Source organism: Brevibacillus sp. FW301-21C12A (assembly GCF_058788915.1).
The window spans coordinates 89,337-110,858 of sequence record NZ_JBYTBG010000005.1 but is presented as its reverse complement, the minus strand read 5'-3'; the positions used below and the strand labels follow the sequence as shown (position 1 = coordinate 110,858).

At 53.5% G+C, this 21,522-nt stretch carries 17 protein-coding genes; 1 reads left to right on the top strand and 16 read right to left on the bottom strand.

What is annotated here, in order from left to right; genetic code table 11:
• Positions 1 to 33 precede the first annotated feature (33 nt).
• From glpX to AC3WQH_RS05380, 5 genes are all read right to left on the bottom strand, one after another.
• On the bottom strand, positions 34 to 996 hold the full coding sequence (gene glpX / locus AC3WQH_RS05400; RefSeq protein ID WP_005827814.1) for a class II fructose-bisphosphatase: 963 nt from the start codon (positions 994 to 996) through the stop codon (positions 34 to 36).
• A 28-nt stretch (positions 997 to 1,024) separates the two neighbouring features.
• Positions 1,025 to 2,308, bottom strand: coding sequence for a UDP-N-acetylglucosamine 1-carboxyvinyltransferase (gene murA / locus AC3WQH_RS05395; protein ID WP_005827816.1), 1,284 nt, complete (start codon positions 2,306 to 2,308; stop codon positions 1,025 to 1,027).
• 79 nt (positions 2,309 to 2,387) lie between these two features.
• Complete coding sequence (gene fsa / locus AC3WQH_RS05390; protein ID WP_429787700.1) at positions 2,388 to 3,032, bottom strand: fructose-6-phosphate aldolase; 645 nt, start codon at positions 3,030 to 3,032, stop codon at positions 2,388 to 2,390.
• Positions 3,033 to 3,046: 14 nt separating this feature from the next.
• Positions 3,047 to 3,901, bottom strand: a complete 855-nt coding sequence (gene fba / locus AC3WQH_RS05385) for a class II fructose-1,6-bisphosphate aldolase (RefSeq protein WP_005827820.1) — start codon at positions 3,899 to 3,901, stop codon at positions 3,047 to 3,049.
• A gap of 104 nt (positions 3,902 to 4,005) precedes the next feature.
• Positions 4,006 to 4,380, bottom strand: a complete 375-nt coding sequence (locus AC3WQH_RS05380; RefSeq protein ID WP_005827822.1) for a response regulator — start codon at positions 4,378 to 4,380, stop codon at positions 4,006 to 4,008.
• A 167-nt stretch (positions 4,381 to 4,547) separates the two neighbouring features.
• Here AC3WQH_RS05380 and AC3WQH_RS05375 point away from each other — a divergent pair, with 167 nt between their 5' ends.
• Positions 4,548 to 5,342 carry a lipid II flippase Amj family protein gene (locus AC3WQH_RS05375; protein WP_005827824.1) on the top strand — a complete coding sequence of 265 codons (795 nt, stop codon included), beginning with the start codon at positions 4,548 to 4,550 and terminating at the stop codon, positions 5,340 to 5,342.
• 66 nt (positions 5,343 to 5,408) lie between these two features.
• Here the strand turns inward: AC3WQH_RS05375 and pyrG are convergent, their stop codons facing one another.
• From pyrG to AC3WQH_RS05320, 11 genes are all read right to left on the bottom strand, one after another.
• Entirely contained in the window at positions 5,409 to 7,010 is a 1,602-nt protein-coding gene (gene pyrG / locus AC3WQH_RS05370) for a CTP synthase (protein WP_005827826.1), read from the bottom strand.
• Positions 7,011 to 7,218: 208 nt separating this feature from the next.
• A complete protein-coding gene (gene rpoE / locus AC3WQH_RS05365) occupies positions 7,219 to 7,773 on the bottom strand; it encodes a DNA-directed RNA polymerase subunit delta (protein WP_005827829.1) in 555 nt (184 codons plus the stop codon).
• A 314-nt stretch (positions 7,774 to 8,087) separates the two neighbouring features.
• Complete coding sequence (gene ahpF / locus AC3WQH_RS05360) at positions 8,088 to 9,617, bottom strand: alkyl hydroperoxide reductase subunit F (RefSeq protein WP_492331933.1); 1,530 nt, start codon at positions 9,615 to 9,617, stop codon at positions 8,088 to 8,090.
• 12 nt (positions 9,618 to 9,629) lie between these two features.
• Entirely contained in the window at positions 9,630 to 10,193 is a 564-nt protein-coding gene (gene ahpC, locus AC3WQH_RS05355; RefSeq protein ID WP_005827833.1) for an alkyl hydroperoxide reductase subunit C, read from the bottom strand.
• Between the two features lie 274 nt (positions 10,194 to 10,467).
• Positions 10,468 to 13,719, bottom strand: coding sequence for a fused isobutyryl-CoA mutase/GTPase IcmF (gene icmF, locus AC3WQH_RS05350; protein ID WP_005827834.1), 3,252 nt, complete (start codon positions 13,717 to 13,719; stop codon positions 10,468 to 10,470).
• Between the two features lie 35 nt (positions 13,720 to 13,754).
• Entirely contained in the window at positions 13,755 to 14,387 is a 633-nt protein-coding gene (locus AC3WQH_RS05345) for a TetR/AcrR family transcriptional regulator (RefSeq protein ID WP_005827837.1), read from the bottom strand.
• Positions 14,388 to 14,594: 207 nt separating this feature from the next.
• Positions 14,595 to 15,737 (bottom strand): acyl-CoA dehydrogenase, encoded by a 1,143-nt coding sequence (locus AC3WQH_RS05340; RefSeq protein WP_005827839.1) that lies wholly within the window; start codon positions 15,735 to 15,737, stop codon positions 14,595 to 14,597.
• A 73-nt stretch (positions 15,738 to 15,810) separates the two neighbouring features.
• Positions 15,811 to 16,953 (bottom strand): acyl-CoA dehydrogenase, encoded by a 1,143-nt coding sequence (locus tag AC3WQH_RS05335; RefSeq protein WP_007786110.1) that lies wholly within the window; start codon positions 16,951 to 16,953, stop codon positions 15,811 to 15,813.
• A gap of 30 nt (positions 16,954 to 16,983) precedes the next feature.
• On the bottom strand, positions 16,984 to 17,835 hold the full coding sequence (locus AC3WQH_RS05330) for a 3-hydroxybutyryl-CoA dehydrogenase (RefSeq protein WP_122953087.1): 852 nt from the start codon (positions 17,833 to 17,835) through the stop codon (positions 16,984 to 16,986).
• Positions 17,836 to 17,848: 13 nt separating this feature from the next.
• Positions 17,849 to 19,027, bottom strand: a complete 1,179-nt coding sequence (locus AC3WQH_RS05325; RefSeq protein WP_007786114.1) for an acetyl-CoA C-acetyltransferase — start codon at positions 19,025 to 19,027, stop codon at positions 17,849 to 17,851.
• Between the two features lie 187 nt (positions 19,028 to 19,214).
• The gene (locus AC3WQH_RS05320; RefSeq protein ID WP_005827843.1) at positions 19,215 to 21,290 is read right to left on the bottom strand and encodes a (Fe-S)-binding protein; all 2,076 of its coding nucleotides are present in this window, start codon (positions 21,288 to 21,290) and stop codon (positions 19,215 to 19,217) included.
• Positions 21,291 to 21,522 lie beyond the last annotated feature (232 nt).

Here is a 21,522-nt window from a genome sequence, read left to right as displayed (position 1 = left end):
AAAGCATGATATAAAGCCAAGCTGTTCGTTTTCCTACAAACCGAGTGACGGTTTGCGTTCCAGGCGGTGGTTTCCTTCAATGAAGCGAACCGTACCCGTTTTTGCCCGCATGACGACAGAATGGGTAGTAGCGCGAGTTCCCTGGAAGCGAACCCCTTTCAGCAATTCCCCATCTGTTACGCCCGTTGCCGCAAAAATGGCATCGTCGCCCTTGACCAAATCATCCATAAACAGCACCTGGTGCGGGTTGCTGAGACCCATCTTGACACAACGCTGAATTTCTTCTTCGCTTTGCGGCAACAGCTTGCCCTGGATTTCGCCTCCGAGGCATTTCAACGCCACCGCAGCCAATACACCTTCTGGCGCTCCGCCGGAACCGAACAAAATGTCTACGCCCGTGTCCGGGAATGCCGTGTTGATCGCAGCCGCCACGTCCCCGTCGGAAATGAGACGAATGCGGGCACCTGCCTCGCGAATCTCGTGAATGATGCGAGAATGACGGTCACGATCAAGCACGATCGCCACCAGGTCGCTGATGTCTTTGCCCTGTGCCGCAGCAACGGCTTTCAGGTTGTCGCGAATCGGCGCGTTGATGTCGACCTTGCCAACCGCTTTTGGCCCTACTGCCATTTTTTCCATATACATGTCAGGAGCATGCAGCAAATTTCCGCGGTCCGCAATCGCAATGACAGAGATTGCGCCCCATGTGCCTTTTGCCAGGATATTCGTCCCTTCCAACGGGTCGACAGCCACGTCTACTGCTGGCGCTACCCCTTGGCCGAGACGCTCGCCGATATAGAGCATCGGCGCTTCATCCATTTCGCCTTCCCCGATTACGACTACGCCGTCCATTGGCACTTTTTCAAATTCCTTGCGCATGGCGGTCGTCGCCGCGTCGTCGGCCTCGTCTTTTCGTCCGAGCCCCATCCAACTGGCGGAAGCCAAAGCAGCCGCTTCGGTTACGCGTACCAGTTCAAGTGTTAAACTGCGTTCCATTCTGGAAGACTCCTCTCCTGATGATTGGTTAACGCTGCGGGCTTTCTGTGTGCTGCAAGCCTACCCGCGTCACATCGGCACCCAGCATTTGCAGCTTGCCCACCAAGTTTTCATAGCCGCGGTCGATATGTTCAAGACCTTCCAACTCTGTCGTGCCGCTCGTAGCCAGCCCTGCGATAAACAGCGCCGCTCCGGCCCGCAGGTCAGAAGCTACTACCTTGGCTCCGTTCAGCTTGCTTCCGCCTTCGATGACAGCGGAACGTCCCTCTACCTTGAGCGTCGCTCCCATGCGCCGCAGCTCATCTACATGGCGAAAACGCGAGCTGTAGATGTTGTCCGTCACGATGCTCGACCCTTTGGCAAGGGTCAACAGCGTCGTGATCGGCTGCTGCAAATCGGTCGGAAACCCAGGGTACGGACTTGTTTTCACATCAATGGGACGATAGGAATCCCGTCCGACCACCTGAATGCAGTCATCCATTTCCATCACTTGCGCGCCAATTTCGCGCAGCTTCGCCGTCAGCGACTCCAGATGCTTGGGGATCACGTTTTCGACCAGTACATTGCCGTTCGTCGCCGCTGCGGCAATCATGTACGTCCCCGCTTCAATCCGGTCCGGAATAATCGTATGCCGGCAGCCGCGCAGACGCTCCACGCCCTGGATGCGGATGACATCGGTGCCTGCGCCTTTGATGTTTGCCCCCATGTTGTTGAGCAGTGTCGCCACATCGACAATCTCCGGCTCGCGGGCAGCGTTTTCAATAATGGTCACGCCGTCTGCCTTGGAAGCAGCGAGCATGATGTTAATCGTCGCTCCGACGCTGACGAGATCGAGGTAAATTCTCGCGCCTTGCAGACGACCGTTCTTGGCCCGAATAGTCATCACGCCGTTTTTGTTCTCCACCTCGGCGCCCATCGCCTCAAAGCCTTTGATGTGCAAATCGACAGGTCGTGGCCCCAGATCGCAGCCGCCAGGCAATCCGACCTGTGCCTCTCCGAATTTGGCGAGCAAGGCTCCCCACAAATAGTAAGAGGCGCGCAGCTTTTTGATCTTGCCATTGGGCATGAGCATCAGCTTCATCAGGCGCCCATCGATTTCCATCCAGTCATCTTCAAACAGCACGTCAGCTCCCATTTCCCTCAGAAGCCCGTGGTAAATATCCACATCCTGAATACGGGGCAGATTTTCAATAACTACAGGTCCATCCGCCAGCAACGCGGCTGGAATCAGTGCGACTGCGCTGTTTTTGGCTCCGCTGATGGTTACCGTCCCCGCGAGCGGTTTTCCACCATTGATAATCAGCTTATCCATGCATCGCTCTCCTCAGGTGTAATCGGGAAAGAAGCACCTTCCCCAATGGAAAAGGTGCTTGAACTTTCGATCCTTGTCCTTATTTTTGCATGCTTGCCCAATCAGCGAGGAACTTCTCCAGGCCGCTGTCAGTCAGCGGATGGGCAATCAGTTGCTTGAACACTTTCGCCGGGATGGTCGCGTAGTGAGAACCGCGGCGGGCAGCTTCTGTCACGTGCACAGGGTGACGAACAGATGCCCCGATGATTTCGGTCTCGATGCCATGCACAGAGAAAATCTCTGCAATGTCTTCGATCAACTGCATGCCGTCTTGTCCGATATCATCCAGACGTCCCAGGAACGGAGACACGAAGCTCGCTCCTGCCCGAGCTGCGAGCAGCGCCTGGTTTGCGGAGAACACCAGCGTGACGTTTGTTCTGATTTTGCGCTTGGCAAAATACTTGGTCGCCTTCAAACCTTCGGCAGTCATCGGCAGCTTGATGACGATGTTTTTCGAGAGGGAAGCGAGCTTCTCGCCCTCTTCGATCATGCCTTTTGCATCGGTGCTGATAACTTCGGCGCTGATCGGACCGTCTACGATGTCGATGATTTCCTTCAATGTCTCGATGAAGTCGCGGCCTTCCTTGGCAACCAGCGAAGGATTCGTGGTTACTCCGGCCAGGACTCCCCATTCGTGAATCTCGCGAATTTCATCAACGTTTGCTGTATCAATCAAAAAACGCATGATTAGCCTCCTAGTTACGCGCGGTTGCTGCTACCGAACAGGCGCATTTTTCCTTTTACAACTTCCTTGATCGCGTCGCGAGCAGGGCCCAGGTATTTGCGCGGGTCGATTTCGTTAGGCTTCGCAGCTAGCACTTTGCGAACCGTTTCGGTGCATGCGACTTGGCTTTCTGTATTTACGTTAATTTTTCCGACACCCAGGCGGATCGATTCTACAATCGCTTCGTCCGGTACGCCGGAACCGCCGTGCAGAACGATTGGCGCTCCAATGTTGTTCGCTACTTTTTCGATGATGTCGTAGCGGATTTTTGGCACGCCTTTGTACATGCCGTGAGCTGTGCCCACTGCAATCGCCAGGTAGTCTACTTTTGTTTCTTCCCAGAAGCGGATCGCTTCCTCAGGGTTTGCCAGCGTAGCGTCTTCCTCGTCAACAGACAGGTCGTCCTCTACCCCGCCGATGGTACCGAGTTCACCTTCTACAGAAACGCCAACAGCGTGAGCAGCCTCAACAACCTGTTTGGTCAAGCGAAGGTTATCTTCAAACGAGTGATGGGAACCATCGAACATGACAGAAGAGAATCCTGCGCGAATGCACTTCATTACGATATCAAAGTTGCTGCCATGATCGAGGTGCAGGGCAACAGGTACTCCTGCGCGCTCCGCCGCCACTTTTGCAATGGCGACCGTGTAGTCCAGTCCCATGTATTTGAGTGCTCCCTCGGAAACACCGAAAATCACAGGCGATTTTTCTTCCATCGCAGCTTCGGTAATCGCTTGAGTAAACTCCAGATTGTTCAGGTTAAATTGTCCGACGGCGTATTTATGCAATTTGACGTCTTCGGTAAAAGCGGTCATAGGTACCAGTGGCATTTGGTAAATCCTCCTCTGCTAGCTTCAATCACGAGGCTTATTATATCACAGACAGGCGTTTGTTAACAGGTACGCTTGTCCCCACGCATCCGTTACCAAAAGGACTAGCAGGCGAGTTGCTGCTGTACGGCCATTCTCAGCTCGTCAATATCAAACGGTTTGGTAAAATGGGTCAACGCTCCCAACTGGGTCGCTTCCTTAATCATGTCCAGCTCACCGTAAGCCGTCATCATGATTACCTTGATATCCTGATTGATCTTTTTGATGTGCTTCAAAATCTCAATGCCGTCCATGCCTGGAATCTTCATGTCGAGAATGACCAGATCTGGCGACTCTTTTTCCACGATCTCCAGGGCCATTTTCCCGTTTGCGGCCTGGAAGGTTTTGTACCCTTCTTTTCCCAGTACCTCATACAACAAAATGCGAATACCATACTGGTCATCGACAACCAGCACCTTTTTATCATGTTTGTCGAACACGGTTACTCCCCCTTGACGAATCCATTTCCTTAATTTATTAGGTTTTCGCCTAAAAACAGGAAACTCCTGCACATTTTGCGTATCTGCTGCTGAAATTTTCCCGCGATGTCCATTTCGAGTATAATAGGGATACTATTTTCGCACCAAGCAAGGAGCCAAAAAACAAGATGGATGCGCTCTGGTTGATCTGCCTGTTGACGTTTATTATCCATACGACAGAGACACTTTCCTACGCCATTCGCTTCGCAGGGGTCAAGACAGGAAGAATCGCAGTCGCCATGTCGCTCGTCGGCATCACGCTGCTTCTCTCCCGCACCTCCAACCTGATTCAAGGGCCGTTTACCGGAGGACTGATGGATCAAGCGGCCCTTTTGCATACCGACCCAAGTTGGCAGCTACATATGATTATAGCGGCTTCCTCTGTCGGGACGCTGGCTGCCATCGCGCTGTTTCCCACGTTCGTCCAGATTTCCAGACGAGTGATCTCGCACCTTGAGCTGGCCGGCTCGATTCCGCAAATGCTGCGCACAGCCGTCACCGTAGACAGCCTCCGCCGCGTCCGCCACCACGTGCGAATCCCGAGCTGGCAAGTCATCTCCCGTTTTCGCTTCAAAGGCATTCCCAAGCGCCTGCTGCTGCTCAACTGCCTGGGAACGGCGATTTACACCAGCAGCGTGCTCTCCGTGCTCTACGCGACGTTGCTGGCCCCCGACTACAAAGCAACGGTGCTGATGTCGTCCGGCATGATTAACGGCTTCGCTACGATTTTCATGACGATTCTGGTAGACCCGCAGGTGGCCCTCCTGACCGAGAAAGCCATGCAGGGAAAAGCGACGCAGGAATCGATCCGGGACATGTATTTGTGGCTGATGATTTCCCGATTTTTCGGGACGCTTCTGGCTCAGCTCCTGCTCGTCCCGGCCGCCTACTGGGTTGCCTGGCTGTCTCCGCTCTTTCACTGAAAAAAGCGGCAAACGAAAGAAGACGCACCGACGGTTTCAGTCGCCGGTGCGTCTTTTTGTCTCTATTTATTTATTCAGGTTCAGGGAAGCTTTGACGAAATCGCGGAACAATGGCTGCGGACGGTTCGGACGGGAAGTGAACTCCGGATGGAACTGGGTAGCCACGTACCAAGGGTGGTCTGGCACTTCCACGATTTCCACCAGACGGCCGTCCGGGGATGTACCCGCAAAGCGCAGTCCCAGTTGAGCCAACTGCTCGCGATATTCGTTGTTGACTTCATAACGATGACGATGACGCTCATAAACGAGTGTGCTGCCGTAAGCAGCTTCGGTCAGCGTGCCAGCTTCCACTTTGGAAGGACCGATGCCAAGGCGCATGGTTCCGCCTTTGTCTTCGATTTCTTTTTGCTCTGGCAAGAGGTCGATGACCGGATAAGCGGTGTCCGGGTTGATCTCGGAGCTGTTGGCGCCGTCCATGCCTGCCACGTGACGGGCAAATTCGATAACGGCAATTTGCATACCGAGGCAGATGCCCAGGAACGGCACTTTGTTTTCGCGAGCATAGCGGGTCGCGATAATTTTGCCTTCGATACCGCGATCGCCGAAGCCGCCTGGTACCAGTATGCCGTTTACATCGCCGAGCAGTTCGGCTACGTTTTCCGGCGTCACTTCTTCTGCGTGCACCCATTTGATTTCCACTTTGGAATCATTCGCATAACCGCCATGGTACAGCGCTTCTGCTACGGACAAATAAGCATCGTGCAGCTCCACGTATTTTCCGACAATCGCGATTGTGGTCGTTTTCGACAGGTTCTTGATTTTGTTTACCAAGGACTTCCACTCGGTCATGTCTGCTTCCTGGCAAGTCAGGCCGAGGTGGCGGCAAACATAGTCGTCCAGACCTTGCGCTTGCAGTTGCAGCGGCACGTCGTAGAGAGTTTCCGCATCCACGCACTCCACAACCGCGTTTTTGTCGATGTCACAGAACAGTGCCAGCTTGTCCTTCATTTCCTGGGTCATTGGCTGTTCGGTACGAGTCACGATCACAGTTGGCTGAATGCCCAGGCTGCGCAGTTCCTTCACGCTGTGTTGGGTCGGCTTTGTTTTCATCTCGCCTGCTGCCTTGATGTAAGGAACCAGTGTCACGTGAATGTACATGACGTTTTCGCGGCCAATGTCGCTCTTGATTTGACGGATGGCTTCGAGGAACGGCAAGCTCTCGATGTCCCCTACAGTTCCGCCGATCTCGGTGATAACCACGTCTGCTCCGGTTTCACGGCCAGCGCGGAAAATGCGGTCTTTGATCTCGTTGGTGATGTGCGGGATTACTTGAACCGTTCCGCCCAAATAGTCGCCGCGACGTTCTTTGGCGATGACAGTCGAATAGATTTTTCCTGTCGTTACGTTAGAGTTGGCGCTCAGGTTGATGTCGATAAAACGCTCGTAGTGCCCCAGGTCCAGGTCGGTTTCCGCTCCATCGTCCGTGACGAACACTTCCCCGTGCTGATACGGACTCATTGTTCCTGGGTCCACGTTGATGTATGGATCACATTTCTGGATGGTTACCTTCAAGCCCCTATTTTTCAGGAGTCGGCCCAGAGAAGCCGCTGTAATTCCTTTTCCCAACGAGGATACGACCCCGCCTGTCACAAAAATATACTTCGTCATCGTTAACGTCCCCTCTTTCCCTAACCCTTTAGTAGTAGTAAAAAACGTATGAAGACGGCTCCCAAAAAAAGAAAAACAAAAGCGAGTCCTATCCCTTTTGGCAATGGGGTAGGGGCACTTTTGTTTTATAGTTTCCCTTATTTAATCCTTCTTCATGTGAAGCCCAAGGAGTATTTTATCTGTCCCTCAGGCGGAAGTCAAGGACTTATCACTTATCCTCGTCATCTTCCAGCTCTTCGTCAACTTCCTCTTCTTCGAGTTCCTCGTCAAACAGCTCGTCTTCCTCTTCTTCGAGCTCTTCTTCGTCGATTTCAGCATCAATCTCTTCGTCTTCGATATCCGCATCATCATCCACGAATTCTTCTTCGTCCTCGAAAATGACCACGTCGTCGTCTTCGTAATCCTCGACAATTTCGTCTTCGGTGTCGTAATCGTCGAAGTCGTCGTCGAGAATAACTTTTTTCTTCTTCGTTCCGCCGCCCTCTTGCGTTTCTTCCACCGTGTCAGTTGGGTACCAGCGCTTCAGTCCCCACACGTTGTCTCCAAGGCACACAAAACGGCCGTCAATATTAATCTCAGTGTATACTTGCGCGATGATAGCCATGAGTTGTTCGTTTGTCATGTTACGAACGGCAGCCAGTTCATCCATCAGCTCGCGGAAGTTGTAAGTGCGATTGGTTTCACGCAAAATTTCATACGCAATATCAACCAACGCCATCTCGCTCAGTTTCTCGGGATCAATATGAGCAAACAATTGACTCACCCAGGGCACGTCCTTTCCATTAGAAAACTATTGGCTTGAATACCGACCTCGCCCTTTGCTGGGGGACGCAGGCTTTGCTTAGGCAACTCATAAATGATGTCGATCGCCTCACTCGTATATCGTACAACATACGAAGGCTAACATACAGTATTCCTTATTTTAGACGAAAATGCAAGGCTTTCAAACACGCAAAAGACCATTTATTCTCGACACTTGCCTCTCGGCCGTTTTCCATGCGAGTCCGCTCTGTACAGCAGCACAAAAAAGAAAGCCGCTCCGCTACCGTACAGATAGCAAAGCGGCTCTCGTGTTCATTAGTTTCGGATTAGATAATCAAATGCACCCAAGGCTGCGGTTGCACCTGATCCCATCGAAATAATGATCTGCTTGTATGGACTATTCGTGCAGTCGCCTGCAGCAAATACGCCCGGAACGGAAGTAGCGCCGTGTTTGTCGACAACGATTTCGCCCATCCGATTGCGTTCGACTGTGTCTCCCAGCCAATCGGTGTTCGGCACAAGACCGATTTGGACAAACACACCTTCCAGTTCAATGTGATGAACCGTTTCCGTCTCGCGATCCTTGTAGGAAATGCCGTTGACCTTGTCGGTGCCGGTGATTTCCGTCGTTTGCGCATTGGTGATAACCGTTACGTTTGGCAAGCTGTGCAGACGATCTTGCAAGACGGAGTCGGCTTTCAGCTCTGCAGCAAACTCAAGAACCGTGACGTGCTTGACGATACCCGCGAGATCGATCGCTGCTTCAACGCCGGAATTGCCGCCGCCAATGACGGCTACGCGCTTACCGGCGAACAGCGGACCGTCGCAATGCGGGCAATACGCCACGCCTTTGTTTTTGAACTCGGCCTCGCCAGGCACACCCACATTGCGCCAACGCGCACCCGTCGAAAGGATAACGGTTTTGCTCTTGAGCACAGCACCGTTTTCCAGTTCGATCTCGATCAGGTCTTTTTTCTCCAGACGTTTGGCACGCTGCAAGTTCATGACATCGACATTGTACTCTTTGACGTGCTCTTCCAGACTCGCTGCGAGCTTCGGACCTTCGGTGTATTTGACACTGATAAAGTTTTCAATACCTAAAGTGTCCATGATCTGGCCGCCGAAGCGTTCAGCCACAATGCCGGTGCGAATGCCTTTGCGTGCGGCGTAGATGGCCGCACTTGCTCCGGACGGGCCGCCGCCGATAACGAGCACATCGTACGGCTCTTTGTTCGCAAATTCGGCTGCATCTGGAGCAGATCCGAGCTTGGCGAGAATTTCTTCGAGCGTCATCCGGCCGCTGCCAAAAGGTTCCCCGTTCAGGAAAACCGTCGGCACTGCCATGACGTTTTTGCTTTCGACTTCTTCTTTGAACGCAGCACCGTCAATCATAGTATGTGTAATACCAGGATTGAGAACACTCATCGCGTTCAGTGCTTGAACTACATCAGGACAATTGTGGCAGGTCAGGCTGACATAAGTCTCGAAGTGATATTCGCCTTTCAGACTCTTCACTTGATCGATGAGCTTCTGGTCAACCTTTGGAGGTCTGCCGCTCACTTGCAGCAAAGCCAACACCAAGGAAGTGAATTCATGTCCCAAGGGTACGCCAGCAAACGTTACTCCGGTATCTTCCCCGATACGATTGACACTAAAGCTAGGTGTACGCTCCATGGAGGCTTCTTCCAGCTTGATTTTCTGCGACATGGTTGCCAGTTCTTCCAATAAAAGCAGCATGTCACGCGATACGCTATCAGAGCCTGCGCTGTATTTCAGCAGCACTTCGCCTTCCATGAGCTGAAGATATTGCTCTAGCTGTGCTTTGATTTCTGCGTCCAGTATCATTGATCCCACTCCTTAGATCTTACCAACAAGATCAAGGCTTGGTTTCAGGGTAGCAGCACCTTCTTGCCATTTCGCCGGGCAAACTTCGCCTGGGTTGTTGCGAACGTATTGAGCTGCTTTCAGTTTGCTTACAATAGCGCTTGCATCGCGACCGATGCCGCCTGCGTTGATTTCGATTGCTTGGATAACACCATCTGGGTCGATGATGAAAGTACCGCGATCAGCCAGTCCCTCTTCTTCAATCAGTACATCGAAGTTGCGGGAGAGCGTGTGAGTTGGGTCGCCAATCATGGTGTAAGTAATTTTGCCGATTGTCTCGGAAGTATCGTGCCATGCTTTGTGAGTGAAGTGAGTATCTGTGGAAACGGAGTAAACTTCAGCTCCCATGGATTTCAATGTTTCGTATTGGTTTTGGAGGTCTTCGAGTTCAGTCGGGCAAACGAAAGTGAAGTCTGCTGGATAGAAGCAAACAATGCTCCATTGACCTTTAAAGTTTGCTTCGGTAACTTCTACAAAATTGCCTGCTTTGTAAGCTTGAGCTTTGAAAGGCAGTACTTCTTTTCCGATAAGGGACATAGTGAACATCCTCCTACATGATTGTTTTAAGAATTATTAAATGTAATAATTCTAACTTGATAACAATTATCATTCAAAACTTTCCGTTTGTCAACCTCTATTATAATAACTTTAATTTAGAATTTGTGCCTACATTAGTCTTGAATATTTAACGGAAGAATATACGCGTTTACATTGGCCCTTTTTCCGCGGCTCCCCCGTAAAAACAAACGATACAAGGACTGCCTCTGCAAAAAGAAGTGGTCCTTGTATCGTTTTGCCTTGCTCTAGCCTGTTACATATTTCTCCGGTACTGGCCGCCCACCTCGTACAAAGCGGCGCTGATCTGACCGAGCGAAGCGACCTTCACTGTCTCCATCAGCTCGGCAAAAATGTTTTCGCCTGCCATCGCCACCTCTTGCAAGCGGCGCAGCGCTTGTGGCGCTACGTGGCGGTTGCGCTCCTGGAACGCGCGCAGGTTGATGATCTGCTGTTCCTTTTCTTCCTCTGTCGCCCGCGCCAGCTCGATCTCGTAATCTTCCTCAGACGCGTTCGGATTGATAAAGGTGTTAACCCCGATGATCGGCAGCTCGCCAGTGTGCTTTTTCATTTCGTAGTACATCGACTCATCCTGGATTTTGCCGCGCTGGTACTGCGTCTCCATCGCTCCCAGCACGCCGCCGCGCGAGCTGATCCGCTCGAACTCCTGCATGACGGCTTCCTCCACCAGATCGGTCAGCTCGTCGATGATGAATGCGCCTTGCAGCGGGTTCTCGTTTTTCGCGAGCCCCATCTCCTTGTTGATAATCATCTGGATCGCCATGGCCCGGCGCACAGAGTTCTCTGTCGGGGTCGTAATCGCCTCGTCGTAGGCGTTGGTATGCAGCGAGTTGCAGTTGTCGTAAATCGCGATCAACGCTTGCAGCGTCGTCCGAATGTCGTTGAAATCCATTTCCTGCGCGTGCAAGGAACGTCCAGAGGTCTGGATGTGGTATTTCAGCTTTTGGCTGCGCTCGTTGCCGCCGTAGCGGTTTTTCATCACAGTCGCCCACACGCGGCGCGCCACCCGGCCGATGACCGTATATTCCGGATCGAGGCCATTGGAGAAAAAGAACGACAAATTCGGCGCAAAATCGTCAATGTGCATGCCTCTGCTCAAGTAATACTCCACGTACGTAAAGCCATTCGCCAACGTAAACGCCAACTGCGTGATCGGGTTAGCCCCCGCCTCCGCGATATGGTAGCCGGAAATGGACACGGAGTAGTAGTTGCGCACTTTATGGTCGATGAAATACTGCTGAATGTCGCCCATCATCCGCAGGGCAAACTCTGTCGAGAAAATACAAGTGTTCTGCCCCTGGTCTTCTTTCAAAATATCCGCCTGAACGGTTCCGCGAACAGTCGACAAAGTGTACGCCTTGATCTGCTCCGCTTCTTCCTCGGTCGGCTGGCGGCCTTCCCGCTGGACAAACTTCTCGATCTGCTGCTCAATCGCCGTGTTCATAAACATCGCCAAAATCATCGGTGCCGGGCCGTTAATCGTCATCGACACAGACGTGCTCGGCGCGCACAGGTCGAAGCCTGCGTACAGCTTTTTCATGTCGTCCAGCGTGCAGACGCTCACTCCGCTCGTCCCGATTTTCCCGTAAATATCCGGGCGGTAATCCGGGTCTTCGCCGTACAAGGTCACAGAGTCAAAAGCCGTACTGAGCCGCTTCGCTTCGTCGTTTTGCGAAAGGAAATGGAAGCGCCGGTTCGTGCGCTCAGGCGTGCCTTCGCCAGCAAACTGCCGCTTCGGATCTTCGCCCTCCCGCTTGAACGGGAACACGCCTGCCGTGTAAGGAAACTCGCCCGGCACATTTTCCTTCAGCGACCATTTCAAAATCTCGCCCCAGTCCTCGTAGTCCGGCACCGCTACTTTTGGAATGCGCGTACCCGACAGCGATTCCGTGAACAGTTTCGTGATGATTTCCTTGTCCCTGATTTTCGTGACAAACTGGTCCTTTCTGTACGCTTCCTTGAGCTTCGGCCAGTTGTCGAGAATCCGCCGGCACTCGGGATGCAGTTTCTCCTCAAACAGCCTGATCTGCTTGTCGAGCACCGCAACCAGCTCTGTCGCTGCCTCTTCCTGCGCCGCGAGCAGCGTCTCCTTTGCGCCGTGCAACTGATACAGCTTGCGGGCGATGGCAGACTGCTCCTCGGTGTACGCGCGGTATTGGCGGACCGTGTTGGCGATTTCCTGCAAGTAGTTGATTCTTTCTGTCGGAATCAACGAAGTTTTATGAATTTTTACCGGAGTCGTATCCAGATTCTCCACAGGCCAATCCACGCCTGTCTTTTCCACGATCCGATGCATCAGGGCAGCAAACAGCACATTTGTCCCCGGATCGTTAAACTGGCTGGCGATCGTTCCGTAGACGGGAATCTTCTCGTCAGGCAGATCGAATAACTGGTGGTTGCGGCGGTACTGCTTGCGCACCTCTCGCAAGGCATCCTCCGAGCCTTTTCGCTCAAATTTGTTGATCGCGATCACGTCGGCAAAATCAAGCATGTCGATTTTTTCCAGTTGGGACGGCGCGCCAAACTCGCTGGTCATGACGTACATGGAAACGTCGCACACCTCAGTCACTTGTGCATCGCCCTGGCCGATCCCGCTCGTCTCTACGATGATGAGATCAAACTGAGCCGCACGGGTAACCTGGATCGCGTCCTTCAAAGCGGCGGACAGCTCCATGCCGGACTTTCTCGTCGCCAGACTGCGCATGTAGACGCGCGGCGTATTGTTGGCATTCATACGGATGCGGTCGCCCAAAAGCGCTCCGCCCGATTTCTGCTTGGACGGATCGACAGACAAAATCGCGACAGTTTTTTCCGGATACGTGCGCATAAACCGGCGAACAAGCTCATCTGTCAGCGAGCTTTTTCCGGCCCCACCTGTGCCTGTGATCCCGAGCACCGGAATCGAGTCTCGCGCTTCCCGCACGCACTCCTTGAGCGGTTCCTTCCACTCCGGCTGATCGACGGCGTACTCCGCCACAGAGATCAGGCGGGCAATCGCCTTGTGGTTTTGCTCGCGCAAGCCAGCGACTTCGTTTTCCAACTGCTTGACTGTCGGAAAATCGCTGTTTCGAATCATGTCGTTAATCATGCCTTGCAAGCCCAAGCGTCTGCCGTCATCCGGCGAGTAAATTTTACAGACGCCGTATTCTTCCAGCTCCCGGATCTCGCGTGGAACGATGACACCGCCTCCGCCTCCGAAGACGCGGATATGCCCAGCTCCCCGTTCGCGCAAAAGATCAATCACGTATTTGAAATATTCCACATGGCCGCCCTGGTAGGAGCTGATGGCAATGCCTTGCACGTCCTCCTGAATGGCGGCGGTCACGATATCATCGACAGAGCGGTTGTGACCCAGATGGATCACTTCCACTCCCGAAGACTGCAAAATACGGCGCATGATATTGATCGAGGCGTCGTGACCGTCGTACAAGCTGGCGGCGGTCACGAAGCGAACCTTGTTTTGCGGACGATACACTTCGGTTTCCATCGTTCCACTCTCCCCCGAGATTCAATTAATTGACGTCAGTCGGAGACACTGATTTCCCGAAGCAGCAGCGTAATCTGCTTCTCGGTGTACTCCTCCAACGTATAGTGCTTGTGCAGAGCCCAGCGGCGGAACACCCACATTTCGCCCAACACCATGATATTGTCAGCCATCAGCTTGACATGCTTCTCATCGAGGCGCAGCGAGCCGTCGGCAATCCCTTTTTGCAGGATCTCGACAAAAATTTGCGCAATTTCTTCCTCACGTCCGAGAACGTAGCGCAGCGTTTCTTTTGGCAACGACTTCGACTCCTGGTAAATGAGCAGGACGCGGTCGCTCATCTGATCCATCACACGAAAGAAGCTGCGGATGGCGAGCTTTAAAATTTTCAGCCCTGTGCCGTTAAAATTGATCGCTTCGCGCAGGCGCGTCTCCATCTCGGCATGAATCGCATCGCAAACGAGATAGAGTACGTCTTCCTTGGATTCGATATATTCGTACAAGGTTCCGATACTGAACCCCGAAGCCCGGGCAATCTCCCTTGTCGTCGTCTTGTGAAAACCTTTATTGATAAAGAGATGAACGGCAGCCTCAATAATTTGCTCTCGCCGTTTTTCAATCAGTTTCGGGTCCTTTACCAAGGACGGTATGGTTTTTCTCTTTTCGGACACAACAAATCCACCTTTCCAACCGACTGAGCGTTTAGTCAGACACTTTCAGGAAAAGAAAGGAGCAAACGCTCTTCTTGCGTATCTTTTCGCACACCATTATACGCGAGGAAGAGCGCAAAGCCAAACCTTTCTTTTCCGCAGGCCCTATCAAAAAATCTTTTTGCTTTCAGCTAGTTGGATTGATCGTGGCTGCCGGTTGGCGCCTCGCTACTCTTTCAGCAGGTAGTTGCTGATGACGACACGCTGGATTTCATTCGTGCCTTCGTAAATTTGCGTGATTTTCGCATCGCGCATGAAGCGCTCCACCGGATACTCGCGGGTATAGCCGTAGCCGCCAAACACTTGCACCGCTTCGGTCGTAACTTCCATCGCGATATCGCCCGCGAATACTTTGGACATGGCCGATGCTTTTCCGTAAGGCAGTCCCTGATCTTCCAGCCACGCCGCCTGATAGGTGAGCAGGCGCGCCGCTTCAATCTTGGTCGCCATGTCAGCCAGCTTGAACTGGATCGCCTGCAACGAGGCAATCGGCTTGCCGAACTGGTTGCGCTCCTTCGCGTAGTTCAGCGCGTGCTCGAAGGCGCCCTGGGCAATTCCGACCGCTTGAGCGGCGATTCCGTTCCGTCCGCCGTCCAAGGTCATCATCGCGATTTTGAAGCCTTGGCCTTCTTCGCCCAGCCTGTTCTCTACCGGCACTCGCACATCTTCGAAATTGACAGCGAGCGTCGGCGAGGAACGGATGCCCAGCTTCTTCTCTTTTTTCCCCATCGTAAAGCCGTCCATGCCTTTTTCCACGATAAAAGCGGTGATTCCTTTGTGCTTCAGCTCTGGCTGGGTTACGGCAAAAACGATGTAGATTTCCGCTTCGCCCGCATTGGTGATGAAAATTTTGCTGCCGTTCAAAATGTAGTGATCGCCGTCGCGCACCGCTGTTGTGCGCATTCCTGCCGAATCGGAGCCGGAGCCTGGCTCAGTCAGACAGTAGGCCCCCATCTTCTTGCCCTCTGCCAACGGGCGCAGAAACTTTTGTTTCTGCTCCTCCGTTCCGAACTTGTAAATCGGCCAGCTAGCAAGCGAGACCTGCGCGGACAAGGTTACCCCGATTGACGCATCCACACGGGAGAGCTCTTCTACTGCAATGACGTAGCTCAAGTAATCCGCGCCAGCGCCTCCGTATTTTTCCGGCCAAGGGATGCCCGTCAGGCCAAGCTCAGCCATTTGCTCGAAAATGGATCGGTCGAAGCGCTCTTCCTCATCGCGCTCGGCTGCTGTCGGAGCTACCTGGTTTTCTGCGAAGTCGCGGATCATTTTGCGCATCATGTCATGTTCTTCGGTAAGCTGGAAATTCATGTTTTTCACTCCCCCATGTGCTTTGCGCCGGTCCTTGTCAGGCTACACAACTCTGACCGGACAACAGGCTCTATTAATCAGCAAGCAAATGCTTGGCGATGACGATTCGTTGAATTTCGTTCGTACCTTCGTAAATTTGCGTTACTTTGGCGTCGCGGAACAATCGCTCAACCGGGTATTCCCGGGTGTAGCCGTAGCCGCCGAACACCTGGACCGCTTCTGTTGCCAACTCCATCGCCGTGTCCGTTGCAAACCGCTTCGCCATAGAGGCTTCCATGCCGCAGGAGATTCCCTGGCTGCACAGCGACGCCGCGCGGTACACGAGCAGTCTGGCTGCCTCCGCCTTGGTCGCCATGTCCGCGAGCTTGAAGGCGATCGCTTGTTGCTTGGCAATCGGCTGGCCGAACTGCTTGCGCTCCTTGGCGTACTCTGTCGCGTAGTGAACCGCAGCCTCGGCGATGCCCAGCGCCTGTGCGGCAATCCCGATGCGTCCCGTATTCAGATTGGCCATCGCGATACAGAAGCCTTCTCCCTCCTGCCCCAGCAGGTTTGCAGCAGGCACACGCGCGTTGTCGAAAACAAGCTCGGTCGTGTAGGAGCCGTGCAGCCCCATCTTCTTTTCCTTTTTGCCGACGGTAAAACCTGGCGTATCTTTTTCCACGATGAAGGCGGAGATGCCCTTGGTGCCTTTCGTGGAATCGGTGACGGCAAACGTGATGTACGTATCCGCTTCGCCACCGTTCGTGATAAACACCTTGTTGCCGTTCAGGATGTATTCGTCGCCTTTTCGCACAGCGGTCGTCCTGATGCTGCTCGCATCCGATCCGGCATGCGGCTCGGTCAAGGCAAAAGCGCCAAGGTATTCGCCGCGGGCAAGCTTTGTCACGTATTTGCGCTTCTGCTCATCCGTTCCGAAGTACAAAATCGGATTGGTCCCTACAGAGGTGTGCACGGACAGGATCACTCCTACCGTTGCGCTCACTTTGGAAATTTCGTGAATCGCCAAAATGTAAGAGACAAAATCCGCTCCGGCACCGCCCCATTCTTCGGCGATCGGGATTCCCATCAGCCCCATTTCGCCCATCTTTTTGATGACCTGGCGGGGAAACTCATCCTTCTCTTCCATAATCGGAACAAACGGCGCAATTTCTTTTTGCGCAAAGTCGCGCACCATGCGGCGCATCATTTCCTGTTCTTCATTCAACCTGAAATCCATGTCCGTCCTACCTTTCTGCCGAATCATCAGTTAGTTGTACACGTAGAATCCTCGACCGGATTTTTTGCCTAGCCAGCCCGCTTTTACATATTTGCGCAACAACGGGCAAGGACGGTATTTGGAATCGCCGAAGCCTTCGTGCAGCACCTCCATGATGTAGAGGCACGTATCCAAACCGATGAAGTCCGCCAGTTGGAGAGGGCCCATCGGATGGTTCATGCCGAGCTTCATCACTTCGTCGATCGCTTCCGGCGTCGCCACACCCTCATATACACAGTAGATCGCTTCGTTGAGCATCGGCATCAGCACCCGGTTGGAGACAAAGCCCGGAAAATCATTGACGCTTACAGGCACTTTGCCCATTTGCTTGGACAAATCCTCTGTCAGTTGGTACACCTCATCTGCGGTTTGCAGTCCACGGATGATCTCGACCAGCTTCATCACGGGAACCGGGTTCATGAAGTGCATGCCGATCACTTTTTCCGGGCGCTTCGTCACAGCCGCAATCTCCGTAATCGGCAGAGACGAAGTATTGCTCGCCAAGATCGTATGCGGCGGACATACCTCGTCCAGCTTGGAGAAAATTCCTGTTTTCACCGCCATGTTTTCCGTCACAGCTTCGATGACAAAATCCGCTTCCGCAGCGTCCGCCAAGTCCGTCGACACGACGAGACGGGACAAGATCGCCTGCTTGTCGTCCTCGCTCAGCTTGCCTTTTTCCACGTTGCGCGACAGGTTTTTCGCAATCGTCGCCAGACCGCGCTCCACAAACGGCTGCTGCACGTCGTTCAAATAAACGCGAAAGCCTGCCTGCGCCGCTACCTGGGCAATCCCGCTGCCCATCTGTCCTGCTCCGATGACCATAATCGTTTGTACGTTCATGTAAAAGGCCTCCCTATTCCACTTTAATCAGGATAGCGTCTCCCTGTGCGGCACCGCTGCAAATCGCCGCGATCCCCAATCCGCCACCGCGTCTCTTCAATTCGTAAGCGAGGTGCATAATAATCCGCGCTCCGCTCGCGCCAATCGGGTGACCGAGCGCGATCGCTCCCCCGTTCACATTCACTTTTTCGTCGTCCCAGCCGACGATTTTGCCGCTCGTCAACGTCACGGCCGCGAACGCTTCGTTCACCTCGAACAGATCAATCTCGCCGAGCGACACCCCTGTTTTTTCAAGCAGCTTGTTGATCGCAAGACCCGGTGTTGTCGCGATGTAGGGCGCTTCGGCCCCCACCTGCGCATGCCCGAGAATCGTCGCCAGCGGCTTGATGCCCAGTTGCTTCGCTTTTTCGTCGGACATCAGCACCATCGCTGCCGCTCCGTCGTTGATTCCCGGCGCATTGCCTGCCGTAATTGTGCCGTCCTTTTTGTAGACCGGAGGCAGCTTGGCGAGTCCTTCCCTGGTGGTATCCGGGCGCGGTCCCTCGTCTTTTGTGACCAGCACCGGCTCTCCTTTTTTCTGCGGAATGGAGACGGCGACAATCTCTTCGGCAAAAAGCCCGGATTCCACTGCCTTGGCAGCCCGCTGCTGACTGCGCAGCGCCCACTCGTCCTGCGCTTCCCGCGTAATTCCGTACTCTTCGGCTACGTTGCTGCCGTGAATCGCCATCGGCACCTGGTCAAACGGACATGTGAGGCCATCGTACATCATCAGATCGCGCACGGTGGCATCGCCCATCCGCATTCCGTAGCGCGCATCCGGCAGAGCGTACGGCGCGTTGCTCATGCTCTCCATCCCGCCTGCGACGATGATTTCCCCGTCCCCTGCGCGAATAATCTGGTCGCCCATCGTGACGGCGCGCATCCCGGAGGCACATACTTTGTTGATCGTCTCGCTCGCCACATTCCAGGGCAGTCCGGCTTTGCGAGCGGCCTGGCGGGAAGGCACCTGACCCGCGCCTGCCTGTACGACCATTCCCATGATGACTTCGTCGACCTGGTCGCCGGAAATGCCGGAGCGCTCCACTGCCTCCTTGATGACGACAGCGCCGAGTTCTACCGCAGACAACGCTTTCAAAGAGCCGCCAAATTTACCAAACGGGGTACGTGCCGCCCCTACAATCACCGTTTTCATCGCATGCCCTCCATTCGGCTTTTTCGTAGCTTATTAACGAAAAATAAATTGATCGAGCGTTCGTTCATTTTATCTGCTATCTTCATTTTGCCGTCTTCTGTTCGATTAGTCAATGAATTAGGAAAAAAAGAACAGCCTGAGTTTTCCCTCGTATCAGGCTGTTTTCGCGGTGCCGATCCTCTCTGTTTTAGATCGCGTCCGCCAAAATTTCCGCTACATCGCGCGTCTTGACGTCGTCTTCCTTTTCCTTGGTCTTGATGCCGTCATTTATCATGGTCAGGCAGTACGGGCAGGCGCTGGCGATTGCGGTCGGATTGACCTCCAACGCTTGCTCTGTGCGCGCCACGTTGACCCGCGTGCCCTCATGCTCTTCCATCCACATCAGACCGCCGCCCGCTCCGCAGCACATGCTGTCGCAGCCGCTGCGCTTCATCTCGACTACTTCCACGCCAGGAATTGCTTCCAGAATGACGCGCGGCTTGTCGTAAATCTCGTTGTAGCGCCCCAAATAGCAAGAGTCGTGATACGTAATGCGCTCCTTGACTTCCTTGGTCGGCTTGAGGCGGCCTTCCTTCACCCACTGGGCGAGCAGCTCGGAGTGGTGGTACACTTCGGCAGTCAGACCGAACTCCGGATACTCGTTTTTGAACGTATTGTACGCATGCGGGTCGCAGGTCACGATTTTTTTGACTTCGTAGCCTTCGAACAGCGCGATGTTTTCCTGCGCCAACTGCTGGAACAAAAACTCGTTTCCGATGCGGCGCGCTGTGTCTCCCGAGTTCTTTTCCTCGTTGCCGAGGATGGCGAACTTGACGCCTGCTTCGTGCATGAGCTTCACGAACGCCTGGGAAATTTTTTGGCTGCGCAAGTCAAACGACCCCATCGAGCCTACCCAGAACAAATACTCGAAGTCCTCGACCTGTTTGACCGTCGGCACTTCGTATTGCCCGTTCAGACCTTCGATCCACTTCATCCGGTCTTTGCGGTTGATTCCCCACGGGTTGCCCTGGCGCTCGATATTGTTCAAGGCGCGTTGCGCTTCGGCTGGCATGCTGCCTTCCGTCATCACCAGGTAGCGGCGCATGTCGATGATTTTTTCCACGTGCTCGTTCATGACCGGGCATTGATCCTCGCAGTTGCGACAGGTCGTACAAGCCCACAGCTCCTGCTCGGTAATCACATCGCCAATCAAGTTTTTCTCGTAGACAGATGTCGCCTCTTCGGCTGTGGCCGCTACTTCGGACGCTTGCAAAGCGATCTGGTTGGCCGTCGTTTGCGAAAACGCGAAGTTCGGCATCCACGGCGTGCGGGAGGTGACAGCCGCCCCTTTTTCCGTCAAATGGTCGCGCATTTTCGTAATCAGGTCCATCGGCGAAAGCATTTTTCCGGTACCGGATGCCGGACACATATTCGTACAGCGTCCGCACTCGACACAGGCGTACAGGTCGATCAACTGCGTTTGCGTAAAGTCCTCGATCTTGCCTACGCCGAACACTTCCTGCGTCTCGTCCTCGAAGTTGATGCTGGACAGCTTGCCGGGCGGGTCGAGCTTTTTGAACCAGACGTTTACCGGAGCAAACAGCAAGTGCGCGTGCTTGGACTGCGGCACGTAGACGGCAAAGCCCAGCAAAATAATCAGATGCGCCCACCAGAATACGTAAAACAGAACCGCTCCACCTGTCGTCCCTACGCCAATCGCGGAAAACGCCATCGCGATCACGGAGGAAATCGGCGCAAAGCCGGATGCTTCATGGCCGAGCCAGATTTGCTCGAAGGCGAGGGAAAGCAGCACGGTCGCCATCAGGGAAGAGATCAGAAGCAGGACGATCCCTGACTTGAAGCCGCGCTTCAACCGCTTCAGCTTCTCGATATAGCGGCGGTAAAAGGCATATCCGACGGCGGCCAGGATGAGAAACGTAGTAATCTCCTGCATGAGCGAAAAATATTTGTGAGCGCTGCCAAACGGAAGCTCGAAGCCTTTGGACAGCCCCTTGATAACCAGCTCAATCGCGCCGAACTGGAGGATAATGAAGCCGTAAAACATCACGACGTGCATGATCCCGCTCTTTTTGTCCTTCAACAGCTTCTTGTGGAAAATGACGTTGTCCAGCATCAGGTTGATACGTGCGCCAAAGTCATCTTTCACATCTGGCTTTTTGCCCAGCTTGATGAACAAATATCTGCTGTACACAACATGTCCGGCCAGATACAGCCCGTAAGCGAGCACCAGGAAAAACGCGATCAGATTGATAAGTGCCAGCATGTTTCTACTCCCCCACTTTCACGAGTTGTCTTTACTTTCTATCTTATCAGAATCAAAAAGAAAAATGAATGACTATTCAGTCGGTAAGTTTGATTTTTTAAAAGAATGAAATAAAACCGACTGAACGTTCGCTCATACTGCTGTAATCTGATCTTATCACATAAGTGGCAAATCAACCATCCTCCAAATAAAGTTGGAAATATTCTCATTAGAAAAGTGGGCGGCGCCAGGC

Bases quoted from the DNA above. Each gene is read 5' to 3' on its own strand.
- AC3WQH_RS05375 (WP_005827824.1), top strand. From the start codon at position 4,548: ATGGATGCGCTCTGGTTGATCTGCCTGTTGACGTTTATTATCCATACG.
- icmF (WP_005827834.1), bottom strand. From the start codon at position 13,719: ATGGAAACCGAAGTGTATCGTCCGCAAAACAAGGTTCGCTTCGTGACC.
- fba (WP_005827820.1), bottom strand. From the start codon at position 3,901: ATGCCACTGGTACCTATGACCGCTTTTACCGAAGACGTCAAATTGCAT.
- fsa (WP_429787700.1), bottom strand. From the start codon at position 3,032: ATGCGTTTTTTGATTGATACAGCAAACGTTGATGAAATTCGCGAGATT.
- glpX (WP_005827814.1), bottom strand. From the start codon at position 996: ATGGAACGCAGTTTAACACTTGAACTGGTACGCGTAACCGAAGCGGCT.
- AC3WQH_RS05320 (WP_005827843.1), bottom strand. From the start codon at position 21,290: ATGCTGGCACTTATCAATCTGATCGCGTTTTTCCTGGTGCTCGCTTAC.
- ahpF (WP_492331933.1), bottom strand. From the start codon at position 9,617: ATGATACTGGACGCAGAAATCAAAGCACAGCTAGAGCAATATCTTCAG.
- ahpC (WP_005827833.1), bottom strand. From the start codon at position 10,193: ATGTCCCTTATCGGAAAAGAAGTACTGCCTTTCAAAGCTCAAGCTTAC.
- AC3WQH_RS05325 (WP_007786114.1), bottom strand. From the start codon at position 19,027: ATGAAAACGGTGATTGTAGGGGCGGCACGTACCCCGTTTGGTAAATTT.
- AC3WQH_RS05330 (WP_122953087.1), bottom strand. From the start codon at position 17,835: ATGAACGTACAAACGATTATGGTCATCGGAGCAGGACAGATGGGCAGC.
- AC3WQH_RS05335 (WP_007786110.1), bottom strand. From the start codon at position 16,953: ATGGATTTCAGGTTGAATGAAGAACAGGAAATGATGCGCCGCATGGTG.
- AC3WQH_RS05340 (WP_005827839.1), bottom strand. From the start codon at position 15,737: ATGAATTTCCAGCTTACCGAAGAACATGACATGATGCGCAAAATGATC.
- murA (WP_005827816.1), bottom strand. From the start codon at position 2,308: ATGGATAAGCTGATTATCAATGGTGGAAAACCGCTCGCGGGGACGGTA.
- pyrG (WP_005827826.1), bottom strand. From the start codon at position 7,010: ATGACGAAGTATATTTTTGTGACAGGCGGGGTCGTATCCTCGTTGGGA.